General features: G+C 65.2%; 24 protein-coding genes and 1 riboswitch. Of the genes, 16 read left to right on the top strand and 8 right to left on the bottom strand.

Going from position 1 to position 24,733, the window contains the following annotated elements; genetic code table 11:
- The first annotated feature begins 5 nt into the window (after window positions 1-5).
- The 11 genes from A3M1_RS0107145 (at window position 6) to A3M1_RS0107095 (ending at window position 11,189) form a co-directional block, all read left to right on the top strand.
- Window positions 6-791, top strand: coding sequence for a sulfite exporter TauE/SafE family protein (locus tag A3M1_RS0107145; RefSeq protein ID WP_018388270.1), 786 nt, complete (start codon window positions 6-8; stop codon window positions 789-791).
- A gap of 56 nt (window positions 792-847) precedes the next feature.
- Window positions 848-1,336: a hypothetical protein gene (locus A3M1_RS0107140; protein WP_245261602.1), complete on the top strand. Its 489-nt coding sequence runs from the start codon at window positions 848-850 to the stop codon at window positions 1,334-1,336.
- A 54-nt stretch (window positions 1,337-1,390) separates the two neighbouring features.
- The gene (locus tag A3M1_RS0107135; RefSeq protein WP_245261601.1) at window positions 1,391-2,170 is read left to right on the top strand and encodes a Crp/Fnr family transcriptional regulator; all 780 of its coding nucleotides are present in this window, start codon (window positions 1,391-1,393) and stop codon (window positions 2,168-2,170) included.
- A gap of 30 nt (window positions 2,171-2,200) precedes the next feature.
- A riboswitch (cobalamin riboswitch) is annotated at window positions 2,201-2,440 on the top strand.
- Window positions 2,441-2,475: 35 nt separating this feature from the next.
- Window positions 2,476-3,153 (top strand): energy-coupling factor ABC transporter permease, encoded by a 678-nt coding sequence (locus tag A3M1_RS0107130; RefSeq protein ID WP_018388267.1) that lies wholly within the window; start codon window positions 2,476-2,478, stop codon window positions 3,151-3,153.
- Between the two features lie 165 nt (window positions 3,154-3,318).
- The gene (locus tag A3M1_RS26420; RefSeq protein ID WP_156029651.1) at window positions 3,319-3,714 is read left to right on the top strand and encodes a DUF2946 family protein; all 396 of its coding nucleotides are present in this window, start codon (window positions 3,319-3,321) and stop codon (window positions 3,712-3,714) included.
- 110 nt (window positions 3,715-3,824) lie between these two features.
- Entirely contained in the window at window positions 3,825-6,107 is a 2,283-nt protein-coding gene (locus A3M1_RS0107120; RefSeq protein WP_371258739.1) for a TonB-dependent receptor, read from the top strand.
- A gap of 149 nt (window positions 6,108-6,256) precedes the next feature.
- The gene (locus A3M1_RS0107115) at window positions 6,257-7,516 is read left to right on the top strand and encodes a CaiB/BaiF CoA-transferase family protein (protein WP_018388264.1); all 1,260 of its coding nucleotides are present in this window, start codon (window positions 6,257-6,259) and stop codon (window positions 7,514-7,516) included.
- The gene (locus A3M1_RS0107110) at window positions 7,513-8,472 is read left to right on the top strand and encodes a hydroxymethylglutaryl-CoA lyase (protein WP_018388263.1); all 960 of its coding nucleotides are present in this window, start codon (window positions 7,513-7,515) and stop codon (window positions 8,470-8,472) included. Before A3M1_RS0107115 ends, A3M1_RS0107110 begins: the two co-directional genes overlap by 4 nt.
- 24 nt (window positions 8,473-8,496) lie before the next feature.
- On the top strand, window positions 8,497-9,357 hold the full coding sequence (locus tag A3M1_RS0107105) for an ABC transporter ATP-binding protein (RefSeq protein ID WP_018388262.1): 861 nt from the start codon (window positions 8,497-8,499) through the stop codon (window positions 9,355-9,357).
- A complete protein-coding gene (locus A3M1_RS0107100) occupies window positions 9,354-10,148 on the top strand; it encodes an ABC transporter permease (RefSeq protein WP_018388261.1) in 795 nt (264 codons plus the stop codon). The genes A3M1_RS0107105 and A3M1_RS0107100 overlap by 4 nt, the downstream gene beginning before the upstream one ends.
- A 27-nt stretch (window positions 10,149-10,175) precedes the next feature.
- Window positions 10,176-11,189, top strand: a complete 1,014-nt coding sequence (locus A3M1_RS0107095) for an ABC transporter substrate-binding protein (RefSeq protein WP_018388260.1) — start codon at window positions 10,176-10,178, stop codon at window positions 11,187-11,189.
- A gap of 38 nt (window positions 11,190-11,227) precedes the next feature.
- Here the strand turns inward: A3M1_RS0107095 and A3M1_RS0107090 are convergent, their stop codons facing one another.
- The 7 genes from A3M1_RS0107090 to A3M1_RS0107060 form a co-directional block, all read right to left on the bottom strand.
- Entirely contained in the window at window positions 11,228-12,793 is a 1,566-nt protein-coding gene (locus A3M1_RS0107090; protein WP_018388259.1) for a PLP-dependent aminotransferase family protein, read from the bottom strand.
- Between the two features lie 78 nt (window positions 12,794-12,871).
- Window positions 12,872-13,702, bottom strand: a complete 831-nt coding sequence (locus tag A3M1_RS0107085; RefSeq protein WP_018388258.1) for an ABC transporter permease — start codon at window positions 13,700-13,702, stop codon at window positions 12,872-12,874.
- Window positions 13,702-14,562, bottom strand: a complete 861-nt coding sequence (locus tag A3M1_RS0107080) for an ABC transporter permease (protein WP_018388257.1) — start codon at window positions 14,560-14,562, stop codon at window positions 13,702-13,704. The genes A3M1_RS0107085 and A3M1_RS0107080 overlap by 1 nt, the downstream gene beginning before the upstream one ends.
- On the bottom strand, window positions 14,559-15,635 hold the full coding sequence (locus tag A3M1_RS0107075; protein WP_018388256.1) for an ABC transporter ATP-binding protein: 1,077 nt from the start codon (window positions 15,633-15,635) through the stop codon (window positions 14,559-14,561). The genes A3M1_RS0107080 and A3M1_RS0107075 overlap by 4 nt, the downstream gene beginning before the upstream one ends.
- An 87-nt stretch (window positions 15,636-15,722) precedes the next feature.
- Window positions 15,723-16,946 carry a PotD/PotF family extracellular solute-binding protein gene (locus tag A3M1_RS0107070; protein WP_018388255.1) on the bottom strand — a complete coding sequence of 408 codons (1,224 nt, stop codon included), beginning with the start codon at window positions 16,944-16,946 and terminating at the stop codon, window positions 15,723-15,725.
- Window positions 16,947-17,073: 127 nt separating this feature from the next.
- The gene (locus tag A3M1_RS0107065) at window positions 17,074-18,015 is read right to left on the bottom strand and encodes an aminotransferase class IV (protein ID WP_018388254.1); all 942 of its coding nucleotides are present in this window, start codon (window positions 18,013-18,015) and stop codon (window positions 17,074-17,076) included.
- Between the two features lie 153 nt (window positions 18,016-18,168).
- The gene (locus A3M1_RS0107060; RefSeq protein WP_018388253.1) at window positions 18,169-19,407 is read right to left on the bottom strand and encodes a CaiB/BaiF CoA-transferase family protein; all 1,239 of its coding nucleotides are present in this window, start codon (window positions 19,405-19,407) and stop codon (window positions 18,169-18,171) included.
- Between the two features lie 280 nt (window positions 19,408-19,687).
- Here A3M1_RS0107060 and rplU point away from each other — a divergent pair, with 280 nt between their 5' ends.
- The 5 genes from rplU (at window position 19,688) to proB (ending at window position 23,633) form a co-directional block, all read left to right on the top strand.
- Window positions 19,688-19,996: a 50S ribosomal protein L21 gene (gene rplU / locus A3M1_RS0107055; RefSeq protein WP_018388252.1), complete on the top strand. Its 309-nt coding sequence runs from the start codon at window positions 19,688-19,690 to the stop codon at window positions 19,994-19,996.
- Window positions 19,997-20,025: 29 nt separating this feature from the next.
- Complete coding sequence (gene rpmA, locus A3M1_RS0107050; RefSeq protein WP_018388251.1) at window positions 20,026-20,295, top strand: 50S ribosomal protein L27; 270 nt, start codon at window positions 20,026-20,028, stop codon at window positions 20,293-20,295.
- Between the two features lie 145 nt (window positions 20,296-20,440).
- Entirely contained in the window at window positions 20,441-21,112 is a 672-nt protein-coding gene (locus A3M1_RS0107045) for a GNAT family N-acetyltransferase (RefSeq protein WP_018388250.1), read from the top strand.
- A 68-nt stretch (window positions 21,113-21,180) separates the two neighbouring features.
- Window positions 21,181-22,218, top strand: coding sequence for a GTPase ObgE (obgE, locus tag A3M1_RS0107040; protein WP_018388249.1), 1,038 nt, complete (start codon window positions 21,181-21,183; stop codon window positions 22,216-22,218).
- A 230-nt stretch (window positions 22,219-22,448) separates the two neighbouring features.
- On the top strand, window positions 22,449-23,633 hold the full coding sequence (gene proB / locus A3M1_RS0107035; RefSeq protein ID WP_018388248.1) for a glutamate 5-kinase: 1,185 nt from the start codon (window positions 22,449-22,451) through the stop codon (window positions 23,631-23,633).
- Window positions 23,634-23,636: 3 nt separating this feature from the next.
- On the opposite strand, the gene A3M1_RS25825 is transcribed toward proB, so the two are convergent.
- Window positions 23,637-24,650, bottom strand: a complete 1,014-nt coding sequence (locus A3M1_RS25825) for a DUF2971 domain-containing protein (protein ID WP_081620357.1) — start codon at window positions 24,648-24,650, stop codon at window positions 23,637-23,639.
- Window positions 24,651-24,733: the final 83 nt, after the last annotated feature.

Raw genomic sequence — 24,733 nt, 5'->3', positions numbered from 1 at the left:
GCGCCATGGTCGATCTCAGCTTCATTGGCGGCCTCATCCTCGGCTTCGCCTCCAGCCTGCATTGCGCCGGCATGTGCGGCGGCATCGCCTCGGGGTTGCTGCTCGCCTTCGAGCCCGGCCGTGGCCCCGGCGCCCGCCTCCGGGTGCTGCTGGTGGCGCAGGCGGGGCGCATCGCCTCCTATGTGGCGGCCGGTGGCTTTCTCGGCTTTTTTGGCTCGGTATTTTATGGCGCGTTCGACCAGGGCGCCGCCCATCTGGTGCTGCGCTGGGCGGCGGCGGTGGCGCTGGGCTGGATCGGCCTGTCGATGATCGGGCTGGCCCCGGCCCTCACGGTAATCGATCGGCTCGCCGCGCCGCTGAGCCGGCTGACGCGCGCCCCCGGCCGGCTCATTCCGGCGGATGGCGCGGAAGGGCCCTTCCGCGCCGGCGCGGCAAAACCCTTCCTCGCTAGCCGGGCAAGACCTTTCCTCGCTGGCGCGGTAAAACCTTTTATCGCTGGCGCGGTAAGGCCTTTCTTCGCTGGCGCGGCCTGGGGCCTGCTGCCCTGCGGCATGGTCTATGGCGCGCTGTTCTACGCCATGCTGGCCGGCAGCGGCGGCGCCCTGGTCATGGCCGGCTTCGGGCTGGGCACGCTGCCGTCCGTCACCGCAACCGCCTTCGGCGTCACCAGCCTGCGACAGGCGGCGATGGCGCCGCGCCTGCGGGTCCTGGCGGGCGTGGCGCTGCTTCTGGTCGCGACCGCCAGCGCCCTGCTGCCGGAGGCGGCGTGGGAGGCGCTGTGCCTCACCTGACGGAGCGCGCGAGGCGGGCGATCGGACGTCTTGTCCACTATCGCGCGACGAGCGGCATGCTAGCATCGCTCCCCATGGCGCAGCTGTTCTCCCGCATCGGACCCGCCGACCGACGCTGGACCGTCTCCCGAGGCGGGGGCGTCGGGCTGCGGATTCTGTGCGCCCTCGCCCTGCTGTTCGCGCTCGCCGCGCATCATTCGCCGGCGGCACGCCCAAGCGGGACGGGGATCGACCTTTCGCAATACACGCTGCCTGATGGCACGGTGCCCGATCTCTGCCTCACCGGGGCGGAGGGCGACGGCAACCCGCACCCGGCGGCGCATCGCCCCGGCTGCGACGCCTGCCGTCTCAGCGCGGTCATCGGCCTGTCCGGGCCGACGGGCGATCTGTATCGCCGCGCCGAGTACCGCCTTCTGGTTCGTGTGCCGCCGCCCGAGCGCCTTGTGGCGATGACCCCGCCGCTCTACCGCATCTCCTCGCGCGCGCCGCCGACACCCGCCTTCGCCGCCCTGTTCGCGGCAGGCCTGCGCCTGCCTTTGGTGTGATGCAGCCGGCACGGCCCGCTTGAGGGCTTCCGGCGCCGGTGCCGGATCGTTGCGATGTTTGTCAGCCCCCTTCCCGTCGGCCAGCCGTCGGTGCTCCCTCTCGACGTGCTGATCCCCGGGCTCGAAAGAGCTTCCCGAACTGTCCCCGCATGGGCTGTGGCGCCCGGCACGATGCTGGCCTTGCCCGGTCTGGACCTCGACGCGGCCCCGCTCTACCGGGTCCGCGCCGGCTGCCTGGCGCTCACCCGCCGGCTGGACGCCGAGCGTCGGCAGATCCTCGACATTCTTGGGCCGGGTCGGCTCTTTGATGGTGCGATGCTCGCCCGCCTCGATGGCCTGGCGGTGGCGCTGGCACCGACGCAGCTGGAGCCGGTCGACGAAGCGCCGGCCGGGCGCAGGAGCCTGTTGGCGCAGAACCAGGAGGTGCTGCTCACCCGGGCGCTCGGCCATGTCACCCGGCTGGGCCGGCAGAGCGCCGGCGAGCGGGTGGCGGCGGCGCTGCTCGATCTAGCCGCGCAGTTCGCCGAGGCGTGGGAAGAACACGCGCCGGGTCTGAGCTTCCCGCTGCATCTCAGCCGTGGCGACCTCGCCGACTGGCTCGGCCTGACGCTGGAGACGGTGAGCCGCTGCATGAGCCGCCTGCGCGAAGAGGGGGTGATCGCGTTCGCGAGAGAAGGGCGGTTGATCCTCCAGGACATCGCCGCACTGCGCCGCATTGCCGTGGGTGAACGCAAGGTGGAGGCCCTCTACGCCGCCAAGGGGCGCACGGCGCGGGTGGCCCGGCCGGCGCGGCGCAGCACGACGCCGGCGAAAAGCGCCGCTTGCGCGCGGTGAGGGCGCGCTGTTTTATGCGGGGTGTCGATGCACCCATCGATTCACCATGGTGTCCGGATGGGGAAACCTTTCCGGATGAAACGGGAACGGGGTAGGGCGCACGGACCGCGAGGTCCTTTGCCCGAAGCCCCGACCGCCCCCGCGACTGTAAGCGGCGAGCGGCCTTCCAACGTGCCACTGGACCCAAGCCCCTTCGGGCGAGGACCGGGAAGGCGGAAGGCATGCCGTGACCCGCAAGTCAGGAGACCGGCCATGGATGATCCATCCAACACGTGCCGTCGGGTGAGACGGCGCAGGAGAACATCATGCATATCGAACCCGGCCTGGTGGCCGAAGGAAAGATCTGGCTCAGCTATGTGACGGCGGCCGGCGCCGGCGCTTACACGCTCAAGCTCGTGGCCGACGCCGTGGCCGAGCGCGGCGTCGTCTCGCTCATCCTCCGCAGCCTTTTCACCACGGCGCTCGTCTTCTGCTTCTTCGAGGTGCTGCCGCATCATCCGGTCGGCGTGTCGGAGGTGCACCTCATCCTCGGCTCGACGCTGTTTCTCATTTTCGGCGTGGCCCCGGCGGCCATCGGCCTTGCCGCCGGCCTCGCCCTGCAGGGGATTTTCTTCGCGCCGTTGGACCTGCCGCAATATGGCATGAACGTCACCACCCTGCTGGTGCCGTTGTTCGCACTGGCCTCACTGTCCACCCGACTGGTCGCACCGAACACGCCCTATGTGGAGATCAAATACCGTCAGGCGCTGGCACTTTCGACCACCTACCAGGCCGGAATCGTGGTCTGGGTGGCGTTCTGGGCCCTCTACGGCCACGGATTCACGGTAGAGAACGCTTCGTCGATCGCCTCCTTCGGCGCCGCCTACATGCTTGTAATCATTGTGGAACCTCTGGTCGACCTTGCCGTTCTGGCCGCCGCCAAGGCGCTCAGCGGGCTGCGCGGGACGCCGCTTTTCGAGCGCCGGCTCTACGACGCGGCGTGACATTTGCGGGCCGGGAGGCGCCTTGCGCCTCCCGTTTCCCTGCTGAACATCGTCTGTATTGATGCTGCCCGCCTACGTGGACAAATTGTCCAAGTCACCGCTCAAGTGACTGTTAACCCTGTGCGAACGCCGCTGCCGATGCGATGATCGCCTCGGGGATTCGGGATGGCTGGGCGTTCAGGAAGCAGCTGGCTGGGAGTGCGCGCCGTCGCGCTGACGGTGGCGTATGCGCTCGTCCTGCAGCTGCTGCTGGCCAGTGTTTTTGCGGCCCGTGTCGCCGCCGATCCACTGGGGTCACAAGCCAGCTTCCTCTGCATGAGCGGGCCCTCAGCGGCTGCGCCGTCGGATGAGGGCGAGGAAGGGCACGCCGTCGCCCATTGCCCGCTCTGCACTTTGCGGGTCGATCTTGCCCTGCCTCCGGTCCTGGTCGCCGAGTCGGTTGTCCGGCGTCCCGCTTCTCTCGTCGACTGGCCTGTCTCCGTCCCCTGCCGGCGCCCGATCTTGCCGTCCCGCGACGCGCATCATCCGCGCGGGCCGCCGCTGGTGCTTTTCCTCGTCTGACAACGGCGCCGCCTCGCGCAGCGCCTTCTTTTGACAAACCGGGACCACCCAAGGGTGCGCCGTCTGGCGCGCCTATCCGCAGGTGTGTTCCGCAGACCGATGGAAACGCCATGCAGTCCTCGATCCTGTCTTTTCGCACGCCATCAAGGCGTTCTCCCTGCCGCTCCCTGCTGTGCCGGTCGACGGCGCTGGCCGGCCCTGTCCTGGCGCTGCTCTGCGTCCCCGCGCTGTTCGCGACGGCGCACGCGCAGGACGCAGCATCCGATATGAGGGACGTCCAGCAATTGCCCACCGTCACTGTCGTCGGCCCGGCGGACGGTGGCGCCTCGGCCGCGGCGCTTGACATTACGTATGAGGGCTTCGTGCCCGCCGACACGGGCACCATCTCCGTCCTCGAGGCCAATAACGCCACGCTGTGGACCAGCGATTCGGCCTCGCTGATCGACCGTGTGCCGGGCGGGGCTTCCTGGGGTGCCGGCGGGGTGTCGAGCCTGCCGGCGGTCAACGGCATGAGCGCCGACCAGGTGCAAGTCTCGATCGACGGCATGCTGTTCGGCCCGGCCTGCCCGAACATGATGAACCCGCCGCTGTCCTATGTGAACCCGGCGATGATCGGACAGGTCAAGGTCTATTCTGGCACCGCCCCGGTGAGCCTCGGCGGCGACTATACGGGTGCACGCATCGACGTGACCGTCGCGCCGCCGACCTTCGCCGAAACGCCGGAAGTGGTCTTCTCCGGCAGCGTGTCGGGCTATTACCGAAGCAACGGCAATGTCGTCGGTGTCGACGTGAGCCTGAATGCGGCCAATGATGTCGGAAGCATCAACTATACCGGCGGCTGGGTGCAGGCCGACGATTACAAGTCGGGCAATGGAACGACGATCAAGTCGACGATGTACGAGACCCAGAACCACGCGTTAAGCCTGTCGCGCAAGCTGGACGACGGCCTCGTGAACTTCCAGCTCGGCGGGCAGTTCATTCCCTACCAAGGCTATGTCAACCAGTACATGGACATGGTCGACAATAAGAGCTTCTTCGTCAACGGTGCTCTTGAGAAGAGCTTCGAGTGGGGCCAGCTGGAAGCTAACGCCTTCTACAACAATGTGCGCCACACGATGGGCTTTATCGCGCCTGATAAGACCGGCGACATGCCGATGGATACACAGGCCAGCGACATGGGCTATCGCGTCGCCGGCACGCTCGAACCGACCGACCGCGACATCGTGCGGATCGGCAACGAGGTATATTATAACCAGCTCGATGACTGGTGGCCCCCGGTCGAGGGCTCGATGATGATGGGACCGGACACGTTCTGGAACATCAATGACGGCCAACGCCTGCGCGTCGGCGTGTTCGCGGAGTGGGAGCGGGCGCTTTCGCAGCAATGGACCGCCATTCTCGGCGCGCGCAGCGACGTGGTGTGGATGAACACCGGCGACGTGCAGGGCTACAACGAGATGATGTACGGTGCCAATGCCGCCGCCTTTAATGCGCTGGACCACGCCCGCACCGATATCAACATCGATGGCTCGGCGATCCTGCGCTACCAACCGGATGAGGCGCGGCAGCTAGATATAGGCCTCGCCCGCAAGACACGCTCGCCCAATCTCTATGAGCGCTATTCCTGGTCGACTAACGCCATGGCGATGAACATGATCGGCTGGTTCGGCGACGGCAATGGATATGTCGGCAATATCGACCTCGAGCCCGAAAAGGCCCATACAGCGAGCCTGACCGCCACCTGGCGCGACCCGGTGCGCAAAGCGTGGGAGGTGCGGGTTTCCCCCTATGCCAGTTATGTCGAGGACTATATCGACGTGCGCCGCTGCGCCCTGCCGGGATGTCTGGCCAACCTGCCGGGCAACGTGACGGCCACCGAAGGTTTCGTGTATCTACAGTTCGCCAACTATGACGCCTATCTCTACGGCGTGAACATCGACGGGCGGCTCGACCTCTGGGAGAACCCGACCTATGGCAAAGGCGTGTTCCGTGGCAACCTGAACTTCGTGCGCGGGCAGCGGGTCGATGGAGTAAATTTATACCACATCATGCCTGTTAACGCGACGCTGGCGCTCGACCACATCCTCGGCAACTGGACGACCACCGCCGAGGTGCAACTGGTCGGCGCAAAGACCGAGGTGAGCGAGGTGCATAACGAGCTGGAGACGGACGCCTATGCGTTGTTCAACCTGCGCACCAGCTACCAGCAGGGCCCGTTCAAGCTCGACCTCGGCATCGAGAACCTGTTCGATACCGAGTACGACCTGCCGCTTGGCGGTGCCAATCTGGTGAACTACCAGGTCTCCTCGATGATGGGCACCTCGCCGGCATGGGGTTATGGCGTGGCCGGCCCAGGCCGCTCCTTCAATGCCCGGCTGACCGTCTCTTTCTGAACCGCTCCAATGCCCTGCACGCCACCGCGCGCAGGGCATTCCCACAGCTCCCCACACTGGTCTCACCGCCCATCTTTGCCTAAAGAGGGGTGGACCCTTGGCCTCTTTCGGCCGATAGAACGAAAAACGACGTGTGAGGAGCGCCTGCGATGGAAGCTTCCCGGCAGGGTCCCGCTGAGGGACCGCTGAGCGGCATCCGTGTGATCGAACTCGGCAATCTCATTGCCGCGCCTTTCGCCGCGCGGTTGATGGCGGAGTTCGGCGCCGAGGTCATCAAGGTCGAGGCGCCAGGCGAAGGCGATCCGTTGCGCAAATGGCGCAAACTTCACGAGGGTACCTCGCTCTGGTGGTACCTGCAATCGCGCAACAAAAAGTCTGTCGCCATCAATATGCGCCTGCCCGAGGGGCAGGAGGTGGTGCGTCGCCTCGTGCGCGACGCTGACGTGCTGATCGAGAATTTCCGTCCGGGCACACTGGAGCGCTGGGGATTGGGCTGGGATGCGCTGAAGGCGATCAATCCCACCCTCGTCATGGTCCGCATTTCCGGATTCGGCCAGGACGGGCCCTATCGCGAGCGGCCCGGCTTCGGCGCTGTGGGCGAGGCAATGGGCGGCATGCGCTTCACCACGGGCGAGCCGGACCGGCCGCCGGCGCGCACCGGCATCAGCATCGGCGACTCGCTCGCCGCCCTGCATGCGGTGATGGGCGCGCTGATGGCGCTTCTCCACATCAAGTCCGGGCGCGGCACGGGCCAGGTGGTCGACGTCTCGCTGTTCGAGAGCGTCTTCAATATGATGGAAAGCTTGGTCCCGGAATTCGATGCCTTCGATTTCGTGCGCACGCGCTCGGGCGGCGCGCTGCCGGGCATCGCGCCGTCGAACTCCTACCCCACCGCCGAGGGCACCTATGTCATCGTCGCTGGCAATGGCGACGGCATCTTCCGCCGGCTCATGGGCGCGATCGGGCGCGAGGATCTCGGCGGCGACCCGCGCCTTGCTTCCAATGACGGCCGGGTGCGCCATGTCGTGGAGATCGATGCGGCTATTACCGCCTGGACGAGCCGGCACACGCTCGACGAGGTGACGGAGGCGCTGGACCATGCCGAGGTACCGAATGGGCGCATCTATTCGGTGGCCGACATTGTGGATGACCCGCAATATCTCGCCCGCGACATGATCCTGCCCTCCACCCTCCCCGATGGCCTGAAGGTCAAGATGCCCGGCATCGTGCCGAAGCTCTCCGAGACGCCCGGCGCGGTGAACTGGCTCGGGCCGGCGCTCGGCGAGCACACGGCTACCGTCCTTGCCACGCTTGGCTATGGCGAGGCGGAGATTGAGGCACTGGTGGCCAAGGGGGCTGTAGCTAAAGGTACCGAGGCGAGTGACCCCGACGCGGGAGGGGTGCCATGATCGCCCCGGCCCTCCATTGTGCCGACCTTCCCTCGCATGTGTTCGTCCAGGAAGTGGTGACGCGCGACGGGTTGCAAATCGAGCCGCGCTTCCTGCCGACCGAGGACAAGGTGGCGCTCATCGATGCGCTCTCGCAGACCGGCGTCGCCAAGATCGAGGTCACGTCCTTCGTTTCGCCACGCGCCGTGCCGAACCTCGCAGATGCCGGCGCGGTGGCCCGCGCCATCCAGCGCCGGGCGGGTGTGACCTATGTTGCGCTGGTGCCCAATCTGCGCGGCGCCGAGGCGGCGCTGGAGGCCGATATGGACGAACTGAACCTCGTCCTGTCGGTGAGCGAGACGCATAACCTCGCCAATATGCGGATGACACCCGCGCAGTCGCTGGAAGGTTTCCACGCCATTGTGGCGGCGGCCGGCACGGCGGCAACGCTCAACGGCTCCATCGCCACGGCCTTCGGCTGCCCTTTCGAAGGCGCGCAATCCCCCGAGAAGGTGCTGGACCTGGCGGAGGCCTATCTGGCGGCCGGCCTTCATTCGGTCACGCTGGCGGACACGACCGGCATGGCTAATCCGCGCCAGGTCGCGGGACTGGTCTCCGCCTTTCGCGCGCGTTTCCCCGGCGTGCCGCTGACGCTGCATTTCCACAATACGCGCGGGATGGGCCTCGCCAATGTGGTCGCCGCGCTGGAGGCGGGGGCGGACCGCTTCGACGCCTCCCTTGGCGGCATTGGCGGCTGTCCGTTTGCCCCCGGCGCGACCGGCAACATCTCGACCGAGGACCTCGTCCACATGCTGGAGGCGATGGGGGTCGAGACCGGGGTCGACCTTCCCGCCCTGCTCGCGCTGGCGCGCAGCCTGCCGGCGCTGCTGGGCCATGACATTCCCGGTCAGGTGGCCAAGGCCGGGCGCAGCGGCGACCTTCACCCCGCGCCGGCGCCTCTGCGCGCTGCCCAGTAGGACGACGAGATGGTAGGAAAGACCATGAACGCCGCTGCCGCGGCCTCTATCGCCCCGGCGTCGCACGACGCGCCGCCGGCGGTGGCGCTCGACGACATCGCCATCAGCTTTGCCGTCAAGGGCCGGCCAGTGTTCAAGGCGGTAGCGCCGACTTCGCTCCATGTGAGCGAGGGCGAATTCGTCGCCATTGTTGGCCCGACCGGCTGCGGAAAGTCCACGCTGCTCAACGCCACGGCGGGCCTGCTGGCGCCGGCGGGCGGCACGGTGTCGATCTTCGGCGAACCACTCGTCGGCCTCAATGCTCGCGCCGGCTATCTCTTTCAGCAGGACGCGCTGATGCCGTGGAAAACGGCACTCGACAATGTGGCGATTGCGCTGGAGATCGGCGGGATGGGCCGCTCGCAGGCTCATGCGCAGGCGCAGGACTGGCTGAAGCGGGTGGGCCTTGCTCGCTTCACCGAGCGCTACCCGCATGAGCTTTCCGGGGGGCAGAGAAAGCGCGTGGCGCTGGCTCAGATGCTGATCCGCCAACCGAAAATCCTGCTTATGGACGAGCCCTTCGGGCCGCTCGATGCGCAGACGCGACAGATCATGGGAACGCTCCTGCTGCGGTTATGGGCGCAGGATCGCAAGGCCGTGCTCTTCGTCACTCACGACCTCGAAGAGGCGATCGCGCTGTCCGACCGCGTGGTCATCATGTCCGCCGGGCCGGAGGCGCGGATCATCGGCGACTACCCTATCGACCTCGCCCGCCCGCGCGATGCGGCCGAAATCCGGCTCGACCCGCGCTTCCACGAACTGCACCGGATGATCTGGAACCAGCTCAAGACCGAAGTCGCTAAAACCTATGGCGACGACATGGACGGCGTGGAGGCCTCCTCATGAAGCTTCATCCCGCCAAGCTGCTCTTCCTGCAGATCCTCGTCGCCGTGGCAGTGCTCGCCATCTGGCAGGTCGGCGCCACGGTGCCGATTGGCGGCGACTATCTCCTGCCCGAGTTCTTTTTCTCCAAGCCCGGGGATGTACTCTCTCGGGTCGTTGAGCTGTTCGTCACCGGCACGATCTGGAAGCATCTCTGGATCACGCTGACCGAGACCGTGCTGGCCTTCGTCATCGGCTCGGTGGGCGGCGTCGTCATCGGCTTCTGGTTCGCCCGCAAGCCGGTGGTGGCGGCGGTGTTCGACCCTTATGTGAAGATGGTCAACGCCCTGCCGCGCGTGGTGCTCGCGCCGATTTTCATGCTGTGGCTCGGCCTCGGCATCTGGTCGAAGGTGGCGCTTGGCGTCACGCTGGTGTTCTTCATCGTCTTCTTCAACGTCTATCAGGGCGTGAAGGAAGTCAGCCCCGTGGTGCTCGCCAATGCCAGAATGATGGGCATGAACGAGCGCCAGCTATTTCGCAACGTGTACTGGCCCTCGGCCATGTCGTGGATGTTCTCCTCACTGCACACGGCGGTCGGCTTCGCGCTGGTCGGCGCGGTCGTGGGTGAATATCTCGGCTCCTCGGCCGGGCTCGGCTACCTCATCCACCAAGCGGAAGGCGTGTTCGACGTGACGGGCGTGTTCGCCGGCATGTTCATCCTCGCCGCCTTTGTGCTGGTCATCGACTGGTTCGTGACGCGGGTGGAGAACCGGCTGCTGGTGTGGCGCCCGCAGGCGGCCAGCGAACAGAACTGACAACCACAACAAACGGGAGGACATGCCATGAAGATGCGTACCCTGTTGCTGGCGGCGAGCCTGCTTTTCCCCGCCTTCGGCGCGGCGCAGGCCGGCGAGATCGAGAAGCCGAACCTGACGCTGGGCGTCGGCGGCAAGCCTCTGCTCTATTATCTCCCGCTGACGCTGGCGGAGCGACTCGGCTACTTCAAGGATGAAGGGTTGACCGTCGAGATCAACGATTTCGGCGGGGGCTCGAAGTCGCTGCAGGCACTGATTGGCGGCTCGGTGGATGCGGTGACGGGCGCCTATGAGCACACGATCCGCATGCAGGACAAAAAGCAGGACATCCGCGCCGTCATCGACCTCGGGCGCTATCCCGGCATCGTCGTCGGCGTGAGCAAGCGCAAGGCGGACACGATCAAGTCGGTGGCCGACCTCAAGGGCGCCAAGATCGGCGTCACCGCGCCGGGTTCCTCCACCTATATTCTCGTTCAGTACCTGATGATGAAGAACGGCATGTCGGCTGACGACGCCTCCTTCATCGGCGTCGGCAGCGGCGCTTCGGCGGTGGCAGCGATGCAGAAGGGCGAGATCGACGTCATCTCGCATCTCGATCCGGTCATATCCAAGCTGCAGGACATGGGCGAGCTGACAGTGGTGATCGACACCCGCACAACTGCCGGAACAGAAGCGGTGTTCGGCGGCCAGAACCCGGCCGCCGTGCTCTACTTCAAGGAGAGCTTCATCAAGGCCAATCCGAACACAGTGCAGGCCATGACCAACGCCTTCTACAAGACGCTGAAATGGCTGGAGAAGGCCACGCCTGAGCAGGTGGCGGCGGCGGTGCCTCAGGAATACTGGCTGGGCGACAAGGAGCTCTACATCAAGGCCTTCAACGCCTCGCGCGAATCCTATTCCACCGATGGCAATATCGACGAGGCGAGCATGAAGAGCGCGCTGAACCTCATCACCACCACCGATCCGAAGATCGACCCGGCGAAGATCGACCTGTCCAAGACCTTTGACGGTTCCTTCCTCGCCAAGGCGAAGGCCAACTAAGCGCCCGCGAGGACGGCCGGGGCGTCCTGGCCGTCCTCTCACAGGCCGCTTGGCGGCGCGCTGACGCTGGTAAGCTCCATCAGCACCTTGCGCAGTCGCTCAACTCCCTCGTTGATCTGGTTCTGCGAAAACGGGCTGAAGCCCAGCGTGATGTAGTCGTCGACATCGGTGTCAGGGTGGCGCGCCAGCGCCGAGAGCGGCATGATCTCCAGCCCGACGCGCGCTGCCGCCCTCGCCAGCGTGCGGGCGCTGAGGCCGGGGGCTAGGCGGGCGACGATCTCCATGCCGGTGTCGGTCGGCTGCGCGGTCATGAAGGCGCCAAGCCGACTGCCCACACGCGCCAGCAGATGCGCCTGACGCTGGGCGTAGAGCTTGCGCATCTTGCGCACATGGCTGGCGAAGTGGCCTTCCAGCATGAAGCGCGCGACCAGCACCTGCTCCAAAATGGGTGAATAGCGTCCGACCACGGTGCGCGCAGAGACGAAGGCTTCCACCAGCGGGCCAGGAACGATGGCGAAGCCGAGCCGCAGGGCGGGAAACAGCGTCTTGCTGAAGGTGCCGAGATACAGTACGTGCCGCCCGCGGTCGAGCGCGTAAAGCGATGGCAGTGGCCGGCCGGCATAGCGGAACTCGCTGTCGTAATCGTCCTCGATGATCCAGCCGCCGGTTCTCTGTGCCCAGTCGACCAGTGCCTGCCGCCGCGCCAGCGAGAGCGACATGCCAAGCGGAAACTGCTTGGAGGGTGAGACATAGACCATGCGCGCATGGGGTGCGCCAGCGAGCGCGCGGTCGACATCGAGCCCGTCCGCATCCACCGCCACCGGCACAGGGGTGGCGCCGGTGGCGATGGTCGAGGCGTAGATCCCGTCATAGCCGGGGTCCTCGCAGATCACCTCGTCCTCCGGCATCAGCAGCAGGCGGCAGGCGAGATCGATTGCCTGCTGGGCGCCGGCAAAGATGATGATGTTGTCGGCCGAGCAGTCGATGCCGCGCCCCGAGGCGACATGGCGGGCGATGGCGGCGCGTAACGGCGCGTAGCCCTGCGGGTCTCCCTCGCCCATGAGATGGTTGGCAGTATCGGCATCGAGCTGTCGGTAGAGGTCAGCAGCGAGCTTGGCCCAGAGCGGCACCGGAAAGGCGTCGAGCGCGGGGAAATTGGAGCGGAATGGCACCGGCCGCCGCATGTGACGTAGCGTCTGCGGCGCATGAGCGAGGGCGCCCCCGAACGCAGCGGGTAGGTCTTCCGGTTCCTCGATCGCCACGCCAAGCTCAGCGCTGCGGTCGAGGCTCCCGGCCGCCCGGATCGCCGGGTTGATGCGCGGTGCCGCTGGTACGATCACTTCGGCCGGCGGCTCGCGCGACACATAGGTGCCCGAGCCGGAGAGCCCTTCTAGATAGCCCTCGGCCGCGAGTTGCTCGAAGGCCAGCATGATGGTGTTGCGCGAGACGCCAAGCGACTGGGCAAGATCGCGCGTTGAGGGCAGCCGCTGGCCGGGCTTGATCGTCCCGCCGACGATTTCAGCCGCTAGGCCCTCATAGATCTGCCGGTAGAGTGGCGAATCCGGCCGGCGTTCGAGATTTAGGCCCAGCGCATCGAGCAACACGAGGTGTCCTCCGCGGTCCATGCCCCGGCGCCTTTCGAGGCAATCGTCGTGCCAGAGGCCCACTACCCGGCGAGCCGACTACACCGCGCGCTCGCGCTCCGGCCGGTGGCCGAAGGTCGCCGTGCCGGTGAGCATGAGCACGAACATGAGGCCGAGGCCGAGGATCACGACGAGATTGACGGCGGTGGCCAGGGCGTAGAGTTCGGGCTTCACCCCATAGCGCAGCGCGCCCCAGGCGACCGAGGGCAGGGTCGGCGTCGCGCCCAGTAGGTAGAAGGAGATCTCCAGATTGTTGAACGCCATGATGAAGGTGACGACGAAGGCGCCGAGTAGGCCCGGCCAGATCAGCGGCAGCGTCACCTCGAAGAAGGTGCGCGCGGGCGAGGCGCCGAACACCATGGCCGCGTCGTCGAGCCGCCAGTCATAGCGGTAGAGCTGCGTTGCCATGATGAGCAGGGCGTAGCTGAAGCAGTGTACCGCATTGGCGAGGATGGCCGAGACGAGGTTGCCCTGCAGTTCCAGCACTAGCCCGTTGAAAATCAGCGAGGCGATGCCGATCAGCACCTCGGCGACGAAGAGCGGCGCCACGAACAAGGTGAGGTAGAGCCCCGCACGCCGCCCGGCATGGCGCATCAACCCGAGCGTCGCCGCCGCCGCGAGCAGGGTGGCGAGCGCCGCCGCGCCGAGGCCGAGCACGAGGCTGTTGAAGAAGGCGGTTTGGTAGAGCGAATTGGCGAATAGCCGCCCGAACGTGTCGAGTGTCCAGCGCGGCGGATAGGGGAAAGTGTGGTTTCTGGCGAAGGAGCCGAGGCCGATATGCAGGATGGGGAGATAGAGGAAGAGATAGGAGATGATGAGCGTCGCCAGCAGGGCGTATTTGCCGAGGATCTTCGAGAACGTTCCACGCATCAGCCCCTCCCGAATCCGGTGAAGCCGGTGCGGCGCAGATTGACCCGCATGCCGACGAGCAGCACGGCGATGAGGGAGGTGAGGAACAGCACCACGCCCATGGCGGCGCCCAGCGCCCAGGTGCCGGATTCGCCGAATTGCTGCGCCATCGCCATGCCGTAGAGCGTGCCATTGGGCCCGCCGAGAAAGCGCGGGGCCAGCGTTGCCGACAGGCACGGGATGAAGCACAGGGCGAAGCCGATCAGAGTTCCGAACAGGTTGAGCGGCCAGGTGACTTCGACGAACGCCCGCAGCGGGCTGGCGCCAAAGATCTTGGCGGCGTCGATCAGCCGCGCGTCGAAGTTCAGCAGCGACAGGTAGATCACCGTCACCACGATCGGCAGGTAGAGATAGATAAGGCCGATAGCGCTGGCGACGTTGGTGTACATGATGAAGCGCAGAGGTGCGTTGCCCAGCGCCATAAGCATCGCATTGATCAGCCCGAGCGGACCGAGCAGCCCCTGCAGCGCGATGACCCGCAGCACCTCGCCGGTGAGGAACGGCACGGCGAAGGCGAGGGTGAGCAGCAGCCGGTAGCGTCCGCCATAGAGGATGATGGAGTAGCTCACCGGCCAGGCGATGAGGATGCAGACCAGCGAGACGGCGCTGGCCATCACCAGCGAGCGGATCAGGAAGGTGACATAGGCGCCGCCCGTCGCCAGGGTGATGTAATTGCCGAGATTCCAGTCCTGCACGATATGGTAGTTCTCGGTGCGCCAGAAGCTGAGAACGACCATGGAGAGGAGCGGCAGCACGAACAGTCCCAGCAGAAAGGCTGTAGGTACGCCCAGGAGCGCGCGTCCGGCCCAGCGCCCTTTCATGACGGGCGCTCCCCGTCCGTGTCGTACAGGTCGATGTCCTCCGGGTTGAGATGGGCGATTACCGCCTCGCCGGAGAGAAAGGCCCGCTCGGAACGCGGGCGGCTGGCGTTGAGTTCGCGATCCCCGAAGGCGAGGATGTAGTCGGCATAGGCGCCGCGCAGAATGACGTCCTTCACCGTGCAGGCAAGCCGGTTGGCGCCGTGGCTGGCATCCGTGCCATCGGCGGGCGCGAGACGGAGCTTCTCATTCTTGATGAAGAGCTGCACGGCGCGCGCGGGGTCCAGCGGGGCGGGCAGGGCGAGGGTGGTCCCGCAACGTGTCGCCACACTCCGCCCGCCGGCGCCGACCGTGCCCTCGAAGCGGTTGGAGCGGCCGACGAACTGGGCGATGAAGGCGGTCTTGGGCCGGTCGTAGATGTCAGTGCGGGCGGCGAAATCCTCGATCCGTCCCTTGCGCACCACCGCGATGCGGTCGCTCATCGAGAGCGCCTCTTCCTGGTTGTGCGTGACATAGATGAAGGGGATGCCGAGTGCCGATTGATGGCGGCGGATCTCGACCTCCATCTCCTGGCGCAGCTCGCGGTCGAGATTGGCCAGTGGCTCGTCGAGCAGCAGCGCCTTGGGCCGCCCCACCAGCCCGCGTCCCAGCGCCACGCGCTGCTGCTGGCCGCCGGAGAGCTGGTTGGGGTAGCGCTTCTCCAACCCGCCCAGTGAGAGGATGCCGACCACCCAGGCGACGCGCTCCGTGATCTCGGCCGCCGGCAACTTCAGCATGCGTAGCGGGAAGGCCAGGTTCTCGAACACGGTGCGGTGGGGGAAGAGCAGGAATTCCTGGAACACCATGGCGACGCCGCGCCTGTGCGGCGGCAGGTCGGTGACGTCCTCGCCGTCGATGAGCACGCGCCCTGTGGTGGGCTTTTCCAGCCCGGCTATGATGCGCAGCAGCGTTGTCTTGCCAGAGCCGCTGGGACCGAGCAGCGAGACGAATTCGCTCTTGCCGATTCCCATGGTCACGCGGTCTACCGCCCAGACGCTGTCATACTGGCGCGAAACCCCGTCGAGGGTAATGTACACGTAGCGGGCTCCCCGAAATGGCAGGACGAAGGGCGGAACGCGGCGGCCGGGCGTGGGCGGGCTGGAACCGCCCAGCCGCCGGCGCGCTCAGGCGGCCTGCATGCGCGACCACACGCGCTCCCATTTTTCGGTCGAGGATGGCTGGTCGAACATGTACATCTTGGACAGTTCGCCGGTGCGGTCCATGAGGTAGAGCGCCTGCTCCTCCGGAGTGGAGAGGGAGCGGATGTCGATGGTGGTCGAGCAGCCGCTGGCCAGCGCCACCTTCTTCATCGTCTCCGGCGTGATCATGGTGTCGATGAAGCTCTGGCAGACATCGAGCATCGGCCCATCAGGCACACCTGACGAGACCAGCCAGGTGTCGACCCAGCCGAGCCCGCCTTCCTTCGGCACCAGTGTGTGGGCGAAGGTGGTGTCGATCTCGCCCTTCGCCTTCTTGGCCAGCAGCAGGCGGTAGGTTTGGGCGAATTCCGGTGCGGCGACCACGGCGCCGCTTTCCAGCAGTTGCGCCAGCGTGGGGTTGTCCTGATAGCGAGTGAGCAGGAGCGGCTTCTGCTCGATCAGCAGCTTCTCGACGCCGGCCAGTTCCTCATCGGTGAGGTCATAGGGGTTGAACGGCTTGCCGTTGGGGCGGGGCTTGTCGATCGTACCCATGCGGGTGGCAACAAGGATGCCGGCCAGGGCGATGTTCTCTTCGAAGCGGGCGCTGGTGGAGAGGCGACCGGCATAGGCTGGGTCAAACAGAAGCTCGATGCTGGCGGCTTTCTCGGCCGGCACCACGTCGGCATTGTAGGTGGTGCCATAGCTGCCCCAGCAGAAGGGCACGCCGAAATCGACGCCGGTCGCCGCATCGGTCAGCAGTTTGAACTCCGCCGGCTTGAACACCGGGAAGAGGTGCTGGGTGGCGGGGATCTTGGCGTAGTCGACCGTGCGGATCAGCTTCTCGCGGTAATAAAGGCTCGGCCAGAACCCGTCCGCCTGCACGAGGTCGAAGTCCCGTGTGCCGCCGACGCGCAGTTTGTTGTAGGCCTCGGAATTGCCGTCGAAGAAGGTCGGTGTGAACTTCACGCCATGCTTCTCCTCGAAGGCGGCAATCACCTCGGGCAGCAGGTAGCCCTCCCACATCAGCGCGCGCAGTTGGCTGGGCGCGGCGGATGCTGGGCGAATATAGGGCGTCGCAAGTGCGGCCAGAGCGCCAGCGGCGATCGTCTTGAGGACGTCGCGGCGGGCGACGGAAGAGCCTGCGCTGGCGGCGCCTTCGGGAGCGGCCGGCGTCTCGCTGCTGGCGGCAATCGTCACGTGCGGTGTCATGTATCTGTCCCCTCGTTCGTTGTGGCGTTGACCATCGGCGGGAACCGCCCGACCCGTCGTCTCTCCCGAAGAGCCCGGCCCCAGGCGACATCGGCCCGGGGTCCGGCAGTGTGTGTCGGCGCGGCGCTCAGGCGGCGACGGCGAAGGGATTGTCGGCGTCGGCATAGTTGACCGGCGTCATGTGCCAGCCTTCCTTGTGCTTGCGCCAATAGGTCTCCTTGATCTTCGCGCTGATCGGACCGGGACGATCATTGCCATAGATCCGCTCATTGACGCGGGCGCAGGGCATGACGCCACCGGCGGTGGTGGTGGTGAACACCTCATCCGCGTCCATCAGTTCCTCGAAGGTGATGGGGCCGACGATCGGCTCCAGACCGAGCTCCGGGCAGATGTCGAGCACGGCGAGGCGGGTGATGCCGCGCAGCGCCCCGCGATCAGGGGTGATGACCTTGTTGTCCTTGACGATGAAGACATTGAAGCCCGCGCCCTCGGTCAGATAGCCCTCGGCGTCGAGTAGGATGGCGGTGTCGAAACCCTTATCCTTGGCCTCGAACATGCCGCGGGTGAAATCGCGCCACATATAGTTCTTCAACGTCGGGTCGAGCGAGTTCTGCGAGATGCGGGGCACCTGCGCCACCAGGAGGTGGGCGCCACGCTCCTGAACGTCGGGTTTGATCACGTCGATCCACGGTACGGCATAGGCGATGAAGGTGTTGTCGCAATCGGCCGGGTCGCGCGAGCCATAGACGCGCGGCACGCCGCGGGTCGAGATCATGGCTACGAAGGCGTCCTTCAGGCCGGAGAGGGCGACCACCTTGCCGAGGATGGTGCGCATGCCCTCGCGGGTCACGCCGGGGTCCAGCCGGTAGCCTTCCAGCGAGCGGTGGAAGCGGTCGAGATGGTCCTCAAGACGGAAGAAGCCACCATCGGTGACGTGGACCACGTCATAGGTCACGTCGGAATGGGTGAAGCCCCAGTCGCCGACCGGGACCTTCGCCTCCGAGATCGGGACATACTGGCCGTCGATGTAGGCGGCGCCTTTCGAGAAGTCGGTCTTCGCCTCTGTCATCGCATGCACTCCAGGCAGGATCGTTGCGCCATTGCGAGGTGCAGCGTGGCCCGGCGGCGCGTTCACAGAAAGTGCCGCTTGCCTGAAAAATGACAGTGCCAATTTCGCGGGCATTTGGCTCGACGTGGACGTGAGAGCCCGACGCAGCCGGCTTCAGATAATTCCGGCTTCGCGCAGCGCTTGTAGCTCGCACGCATTCACGCCGAGCAGGGTCTCCAGCACCTCGTCCGTGTGCTGGCCGAGCAAAGGCGGGGCGGTGGGGGCGTCAAACGGCGAATCCTTCAGTCGCAATGGGTTGCGCACGCCGGGGGCGGTGCTGCCAAGCGGATGCGGCAAGTTGATTGCCAGCCCCCGTGCGAGCGCCTGCGGCTCGGCGAAGGTTTGGGCGATGGTGTTGATTGGTCCTGCCGGAATGCCGGCCGCGTCGAGCATGGCGAGCCACGCGCCGGTTGCCTGACGTTTCAGCGCTGCTGCGATGAGCGGAACGAGTGTCTCGCGATGGGCAACCCGCTCGCGATTGGTGGCATAACGCGCGTCGTCCGCCAGTTCCGGCATCTCGGCAAGGCGGCAGAAGCGGGCAAATTGCGCGTCATTGCCGACCGCGAGAATGAGATGGCCGTCCGATGTTTCGAAGGCCTGGTAGGGTACGATGTTCGGGTGCGCATTGCCTAGCCGGTGCGGCGCGCTGCCGCCGACGAGAAAGTTCAGCGCCTGGTTGGCGAGGCTTGCCACCGCGACGTCGAACAGGGCGATATCGATATGCTGGCCGCGCCCGGTGCGGTGGCGCTGCTCCAGTGCCGCCAATATGCCGATGGTGGCGTTCAGTCCGGTGAGGATGTCGACGAGGGCGACGCCGACTTTCTGCGGTTCGCCCTCCGGGCTGCCCGTCACCGACATGAGGCCGGACATCCCCTGAATCATGAAGTCATATCCAGCGCGGCCTGCTTCCGGCCCGTCCTGACCGAAACCGGTGATCGAGCATGTGACAAGGCGCGGGTTGAGCGCGGCGAGGCTTTCATGATCGAGCCCATAGCGCTTCAGGCCGCCAACCTTGAAGTTCTCCACCACGACGTCGCTCTGCTCCGCGAGCCGGCGGATCAGTGCCTGCCCCTGCGGCGTCGCCATGTCGATTGTCACCGAGCGCTTGTTGCGGTTGGCGGCGAGGAAATACGCGCTTTCGCGCGTCGGGCGTCCCTCGCCATCGGAGAGCCAGGGCGGGCCCCAGCCGCGCGTGTCGTCGCCGTCGCCCGGCTTTTCGACCTTGATGATGTCGGCGCCGAGATCGCCCAGCGTCTGCGTGGCCCACGGGCCGGCCAGTACGCGTGAGAGATCGAGTACACGGATTCCGGCCAGCGCTTGCGCAGTAGGCGTGCTCGTGCGGTCGTCGGTCATGGAAAAGGTCCTCGGCGGGCATGCGGCGGGCACGATAGCCGGACCACGCCGGGGGTGCCATCGGCGCGTCGGGGGCGGTCGTGCCATGTATCGTCGGTACCACGCTTGCCCCTACCGGAAACCTTGGCGCACCAGCTTTTCCTTGACAGGACGGGGCTCGCTTTGTAAGGAGCCGGCCTGCGTCGTGGGATCCTGTGTCCCGTGCGCTTATCTCAACCGACCGAAAGAAGCCGGTCCAGGCGGCAACGCCGGAGGCCGGCATCGAACGAAAGGACAAAACATGTTCGCGGTCATCAAGACGGGTGGCAAGCAGTACCGCGTTGCCCCCGATGCGCTCGTTACCGTCGGCAAGATCGAGGCCGAGGCGGGTTCTTCCCTGACCCTGCCGGTTCTCATGCTCGGCGGCGATAGCCCGAAGGTCGGCGCTCCGCTGGTCGACGGCGCTTCCGTCACGCTCGAGGTGGTCAAGCACACCCGTGGCGCGAAGGTTATTGCGTTCAAGAAGCGTCGCCGTCAGAATTCGCGTCGCAAGATCGGCCACCGGCAGGACTTCACCGTCGTCCGCGTGACCTCGATTCTCGGCGCCTGAGACCGCCAGCTAGGAAATAGGAGAGCAACATGGCTCATAAGAAGGCAGGCGGTTCCTCCCGCAACGGTCGCGACTCGGCCGGTCGTCGCCTCGGCGTGAAGAAGTTCGGTAGCGAGAAGGTCGCCGCCGGCAACATCATCGTGCGTCAGCGCGGCACGACCTGGCATCCCGGCACCAATGTCGGCATGGGCAAAGACCATACCCTCTTTGCGCTGATCGAAGGCCGCGTCGAGTTCCGAGCTAAAGCCAATTCGCGCACCTACGTATCCGTGATTCCGGCCGCCGAGGCCGCCGAATAAAGCCGGTGAGGGTTCTTGGAAATCCCGCCGGTCTCGCCCGACCGGAAGGATTTCCCGAACGTCCCTGAGAGGACACACGGGGTACCCGACAGGGGAGGCGAGGAAACCGCCTCCCCTTCGTCGTTCCGGTCCCAGGAGCCCTCAGATGACCATAGTCGAAGCGACACTCGGGTCACCCCTCGTCGAGAGCAGTACCGCCGTCCTCGAAACCAGCCGCCTCCTTCTGCGCGTGCCCCGGATCGAGGACATGACTTGGATCGCGGAACTCGCCGACAACCGCAAGGTTGCGGAGATGACGGCCAACATTCCTCATCCCTATGGAATGGCGGACGCGGCCTCTTTCGTCGCCAATCTGCCGGGCGGTTCGGAAGCGGCAACCTTCGCCATCTTTCTCAAGAACGAGACCGCGCTGCGGCTTCCCGGTTCGGCCAGTTTCGGGCCCGCCATCCCGGTCGGCATGTGCGGCTTCAATCGCCGCGACGAGGACGTGCCGGAAATCGGCTACTGGCTCGGCGAGCCCTATTGGGACCATGGGATCGCCACCGAAGCCGTGCGGGCGCTGATCGACCACGCGTTTGGCGACCGCAAGCTGAACGCGCTCGCCGCCTCGGCCCGCGTCGTCAACCCGGCCTCGCGCGGCGTGCTGGAGAAGTGTGGCTTCCAGTGGACCGGCGTCGGCCTCGCCAAGGTGCGGGCGATGGGCGCCTCGGTGCCGGTCGACCGCTTCCGGCTGGAGCGGCGGTTGTGGACGTCGTTGCGCGCCTGGGGAGCCACCCAGCCCGCGCGCCTGCACGAGCTCGACGCCATTCGCCATTGAGCCGGCATTTTTGCTATCCTCTAAGGGTTCCTGTCGCTGCGGGGACCCCGCAACATTGAGCCGCTATCATGAAGTTTCTCGACCAGGCCAAGATCTATGTCCGCGCCGGCGACGGCGGCGCGGGCTGCCTCTCGTTCCGGCGCGAGAAATTCATCGAGTTCGGCGGCCCCGATGGCGGTGATGGGGGGAGGGGGGGGGATGTTTGGATTGAGTGTGTAGACGGGTTAAACACGCTCATCGACTACCGCTTCCAACAGCACTTCAAAGCCAAAAAAGGCGGCTACGGCATGGGTTCCAACCGTGCCGGGGCGAAAGGCGACGATGTTGTGCTAAAAGTGCCGGCGGGTACTGAGGTTCTTGACGAGGACGGTGAGACCATTCTGGCCGATCTGACCGAGGTCGGACAGCGCATCCGCTTCATCAAGGGCGGCAATGGCGGCTTCGGCAACGCGCATTTCCAGACCTCGACCAACCAGGCCCCGCGCCGCGTCAACCCCGGCCAGGAGGGCGAGGAGCGCTGGATCGTGCTCCGGCTCAAGCTCATTGCCGATGCCGGCCTCGTCGGCCTGCCCAATGCCGGCAAGTCCACCTTCCTCGCCGCCACCACAGCCGCCAAGCCGAAAGTGGCCGACTACCCCTTCACCACGCTCCACCCCGGCCTTGGCGTCGTGAAGGTGGACGGGCGCGAATTCGTCCTCGCCGACATTCCCGGCCTGATCGAGGGCGCGCATGAGGGTATCGGCCTCGGCGACCGGTTCCTCGCCCATATCGAGCGCTGCCGCGTGCTGCTGCATTTGGTCGACGGCACCTGCGAGCATGCCGGCAAGGCCTACAAGACCGTGCGCGGCGAATTGGAGGCCTATGGCCACGACCTCGCCGACAAGGTGGAGATCGTCGCCCTCTCCAAGATCGATTCGCTTGACAAGGAGACGCTGAAGGCCCAGCTCGATCGCCTCAAGCGCGCGGCGAAGAAGAAGCCGCTGGCGCTCTCCGCCGCCACCGGCGAGGGCGTGCGCGAGGCGCTGCGGGCGCTGATCGGCGTCATCGACGAGGGCCGCGCGGAGGAGCTGCAGCGCGGCGCGCCGCCCGAGCCCTGGCACCCGTGAGGTCACTCCCTCTCCCCTCGGGGGAGAGGGTTGGGGTGAGGGGGCGCTGCGGCCCGGCCGTGTGCGGCCCCGGCCGTGTGCGGCCCTGCCATGTGCGCGCCCCGCCGCTCACCCGCCGCTGCGCGGCGACCTCTCCCCACGGGGAGAGGTGAAGGCCACAATTCCCGCGCCTTCCCGGCGGAAACGGCGTATGTAGCGCGCCGTCTCTCCTCTGATCGAAGCCCGCCGCGATGACCGTTCCCGCCGATTCCGCCACCGACACCGCCTCCCTCGTCGAAGCTTCGCCCGCTCCCGCCGCGCCGAAGCTGTCCGCCTTCCGCCGCGTGGTGGTCAAGGTCGGCTCGGCGCTGCTGGTCGACCAGCAGCGCGGCGCCCTGCGCCATGCCTGGCTGGCGGCGCTGGCGGAGGATGTGGCGCAGCTGCACCGCGAGGGCAAGGAGGTGCTGGTGGTGTCCTCTGGCGCCATCGCGCTGGGGCGAAACGTGCTCAAGCTGCCCAAGCGCCCCTTGAAGCTGGAGGAAAGCCAGGCCGCCGCCGCCGTCGGCCAGATCGCGCTGGCGCGGGCCTGGTCGGAGGCGCTGGCGCATGAGGGCGTGGCGGCCGGGCAGATCCTGATCACGCTGGGCGACACCGAGGAGCGGCGGCGCTATCTCAACGCCCGCTCCACCATCGCCAAGCTGCTGGAGCTGAAGGTCGTCCCCGTCATCAACGAGAACGACACGGTGGCGACCTCGGAAATCCGCTACGGCGACAATGACCGGCTGGCCGCCCGCGTCGCCGGCATGACCAGCGCCGATCTGCTCATCCTGCTCTCGGATATTGACGGCCTCTACACCGCCCCGCCGAATGAGGACCCCAATGCCACCCTCATTCCCGTGGTGCCGCGCATCACCGCCGAGATCGAGGCGATGGCCGGCGGCGCCGGCACCGAGCTGTCGCGCGGCGGCATGAAGACCAAGGTGGAGGCGGCCAAGATCGCCACCACGGCCGGCGCGCATCTGGTGATTGCGTCCGGCAAGGTGAAAAACCCGCTGCGGGCGATCGAGACCGGGGCGCGCTGCACCTGGTTTCTCGCCCCCGCCAACCCGGTGGCCTCGCGCAAGCGCTGGATCGCCGGCGCGCTGGAGCCGCGCGGCACGCTGCATCTCGACGCCGGCGCCGTCGCCGCCTTGCGTCGCGGCTCATCCCTGCTGCCGGCCGGCGTCGCCCGGGTGGAAGGCGATTTCAGCCGCGGCGACGCGGTGATTTTGCGCGGGCCGGACGGTGCCGAAGTCGGGCGCGGGCTGGTGGCCTATGACCACGACCACGCCGAACGCCTCAAGGGCCGCTCCTCCGACGAGATCGTCACCATCACCGGCTTCGAGGGTCGCGCCGCGATGGTGCACCGGGACGATCTGGTGCTGGGCGGGGGGTGACCTCTAAATATCATCTACATATAAATTTCCCTGGATATGATTTAGTTTCATCTTTCTGACCAATATATTGTCGTCAAAATCATGTACATCAGATATGTACTTATCTAATAGATTGTTTGGTACATTATAGCCAAAAATAACACTTTTGATAGAAAACTTTGGAAGCCTATCTCTGTATACGCCTGTTGTATTATCTTTTAGTTCGCAGGTTTCAAGATATTTAAGAATTCGCCACTCTTTTTCAAAAGACCATTTCGATTTTTTTACAAGAAATAGGAAATATGGATTACTTAGAAAATCGTCGCAATATTCGTCTGTGTATAGTACCTTTCGGAATAAAGACGATCCCTTAAGATCGCCTTTTTTAACACGAAAAATTTCATTGTATGGATCTATCTCAAGGGCAAATCCCTTACCGGAAGATGCATAAAGGCCCCACATCTGGTCGCTGTTTATGTCTTCGGTGGTAGAAAATACGCCTAGTTTAGACATATCCTCGGAAAGAAACTTATCGAATTCGTCTCTTAATTTATTCAAATTAACGAGAAATTCTCCTATTCTTTTGTTTAGATCATCCTTAATTTGACTAAATATATCTTTCGCCCTTCCGCTTGATATAGCGGTCGAGACTTCTTTTATTTGATCGTCGTTCAATAAGATTCCCTTTCTGGCGAACCAGAGAGTTATCGTTCTCATTATGTGCCCGTCGTCGGAAAATGCCCTTTCAAACGAAGATCTAAGATAAATTTCCAATTTTTCGGAAGTTGTTTTTGAAACGGTCTCCTTCCAGCGTATCGTCAATTCGAAAGGATCATTCAATGTAGCTCCCCTTTGGGTAAAGCGAATAGTTGGATCGCCAATCATGGGGAGTAGATTTTCACCGTAAAATTTATAGAGAGTGTTTCCTTCGAATGGCTTTCCCATTTCACCAACCTTCGGAGAAACTAATCCAGAGAAATCAAAATCTGGAACGGACTTCTCAAAAATGTCTCTAAAAATAGACATGGCCAAGCTCATTTTCTGTCGTGTCGAGAATCCCAAGATGCGTCTTTAACGTAAGAAATTTACCGCCGCGACGAGGGTTCCGCAAGGTTTCGCCC

Source organism: Ancylobacter sp. FA202 (assembly GCF_000380205.1).
In the GTDB taxonomy this organism is placed as follows: Bacteria; Pseudomonadota; Alphaproteobacteria; order Rhizobiales; family Xanthobacteraceae; genus Ancylobacter.
The sequence above is the reverse complement of the archived record's forward strand: the minus strand, read 5'-3'. Positions and strand labels throughout refer to the sequence as shown.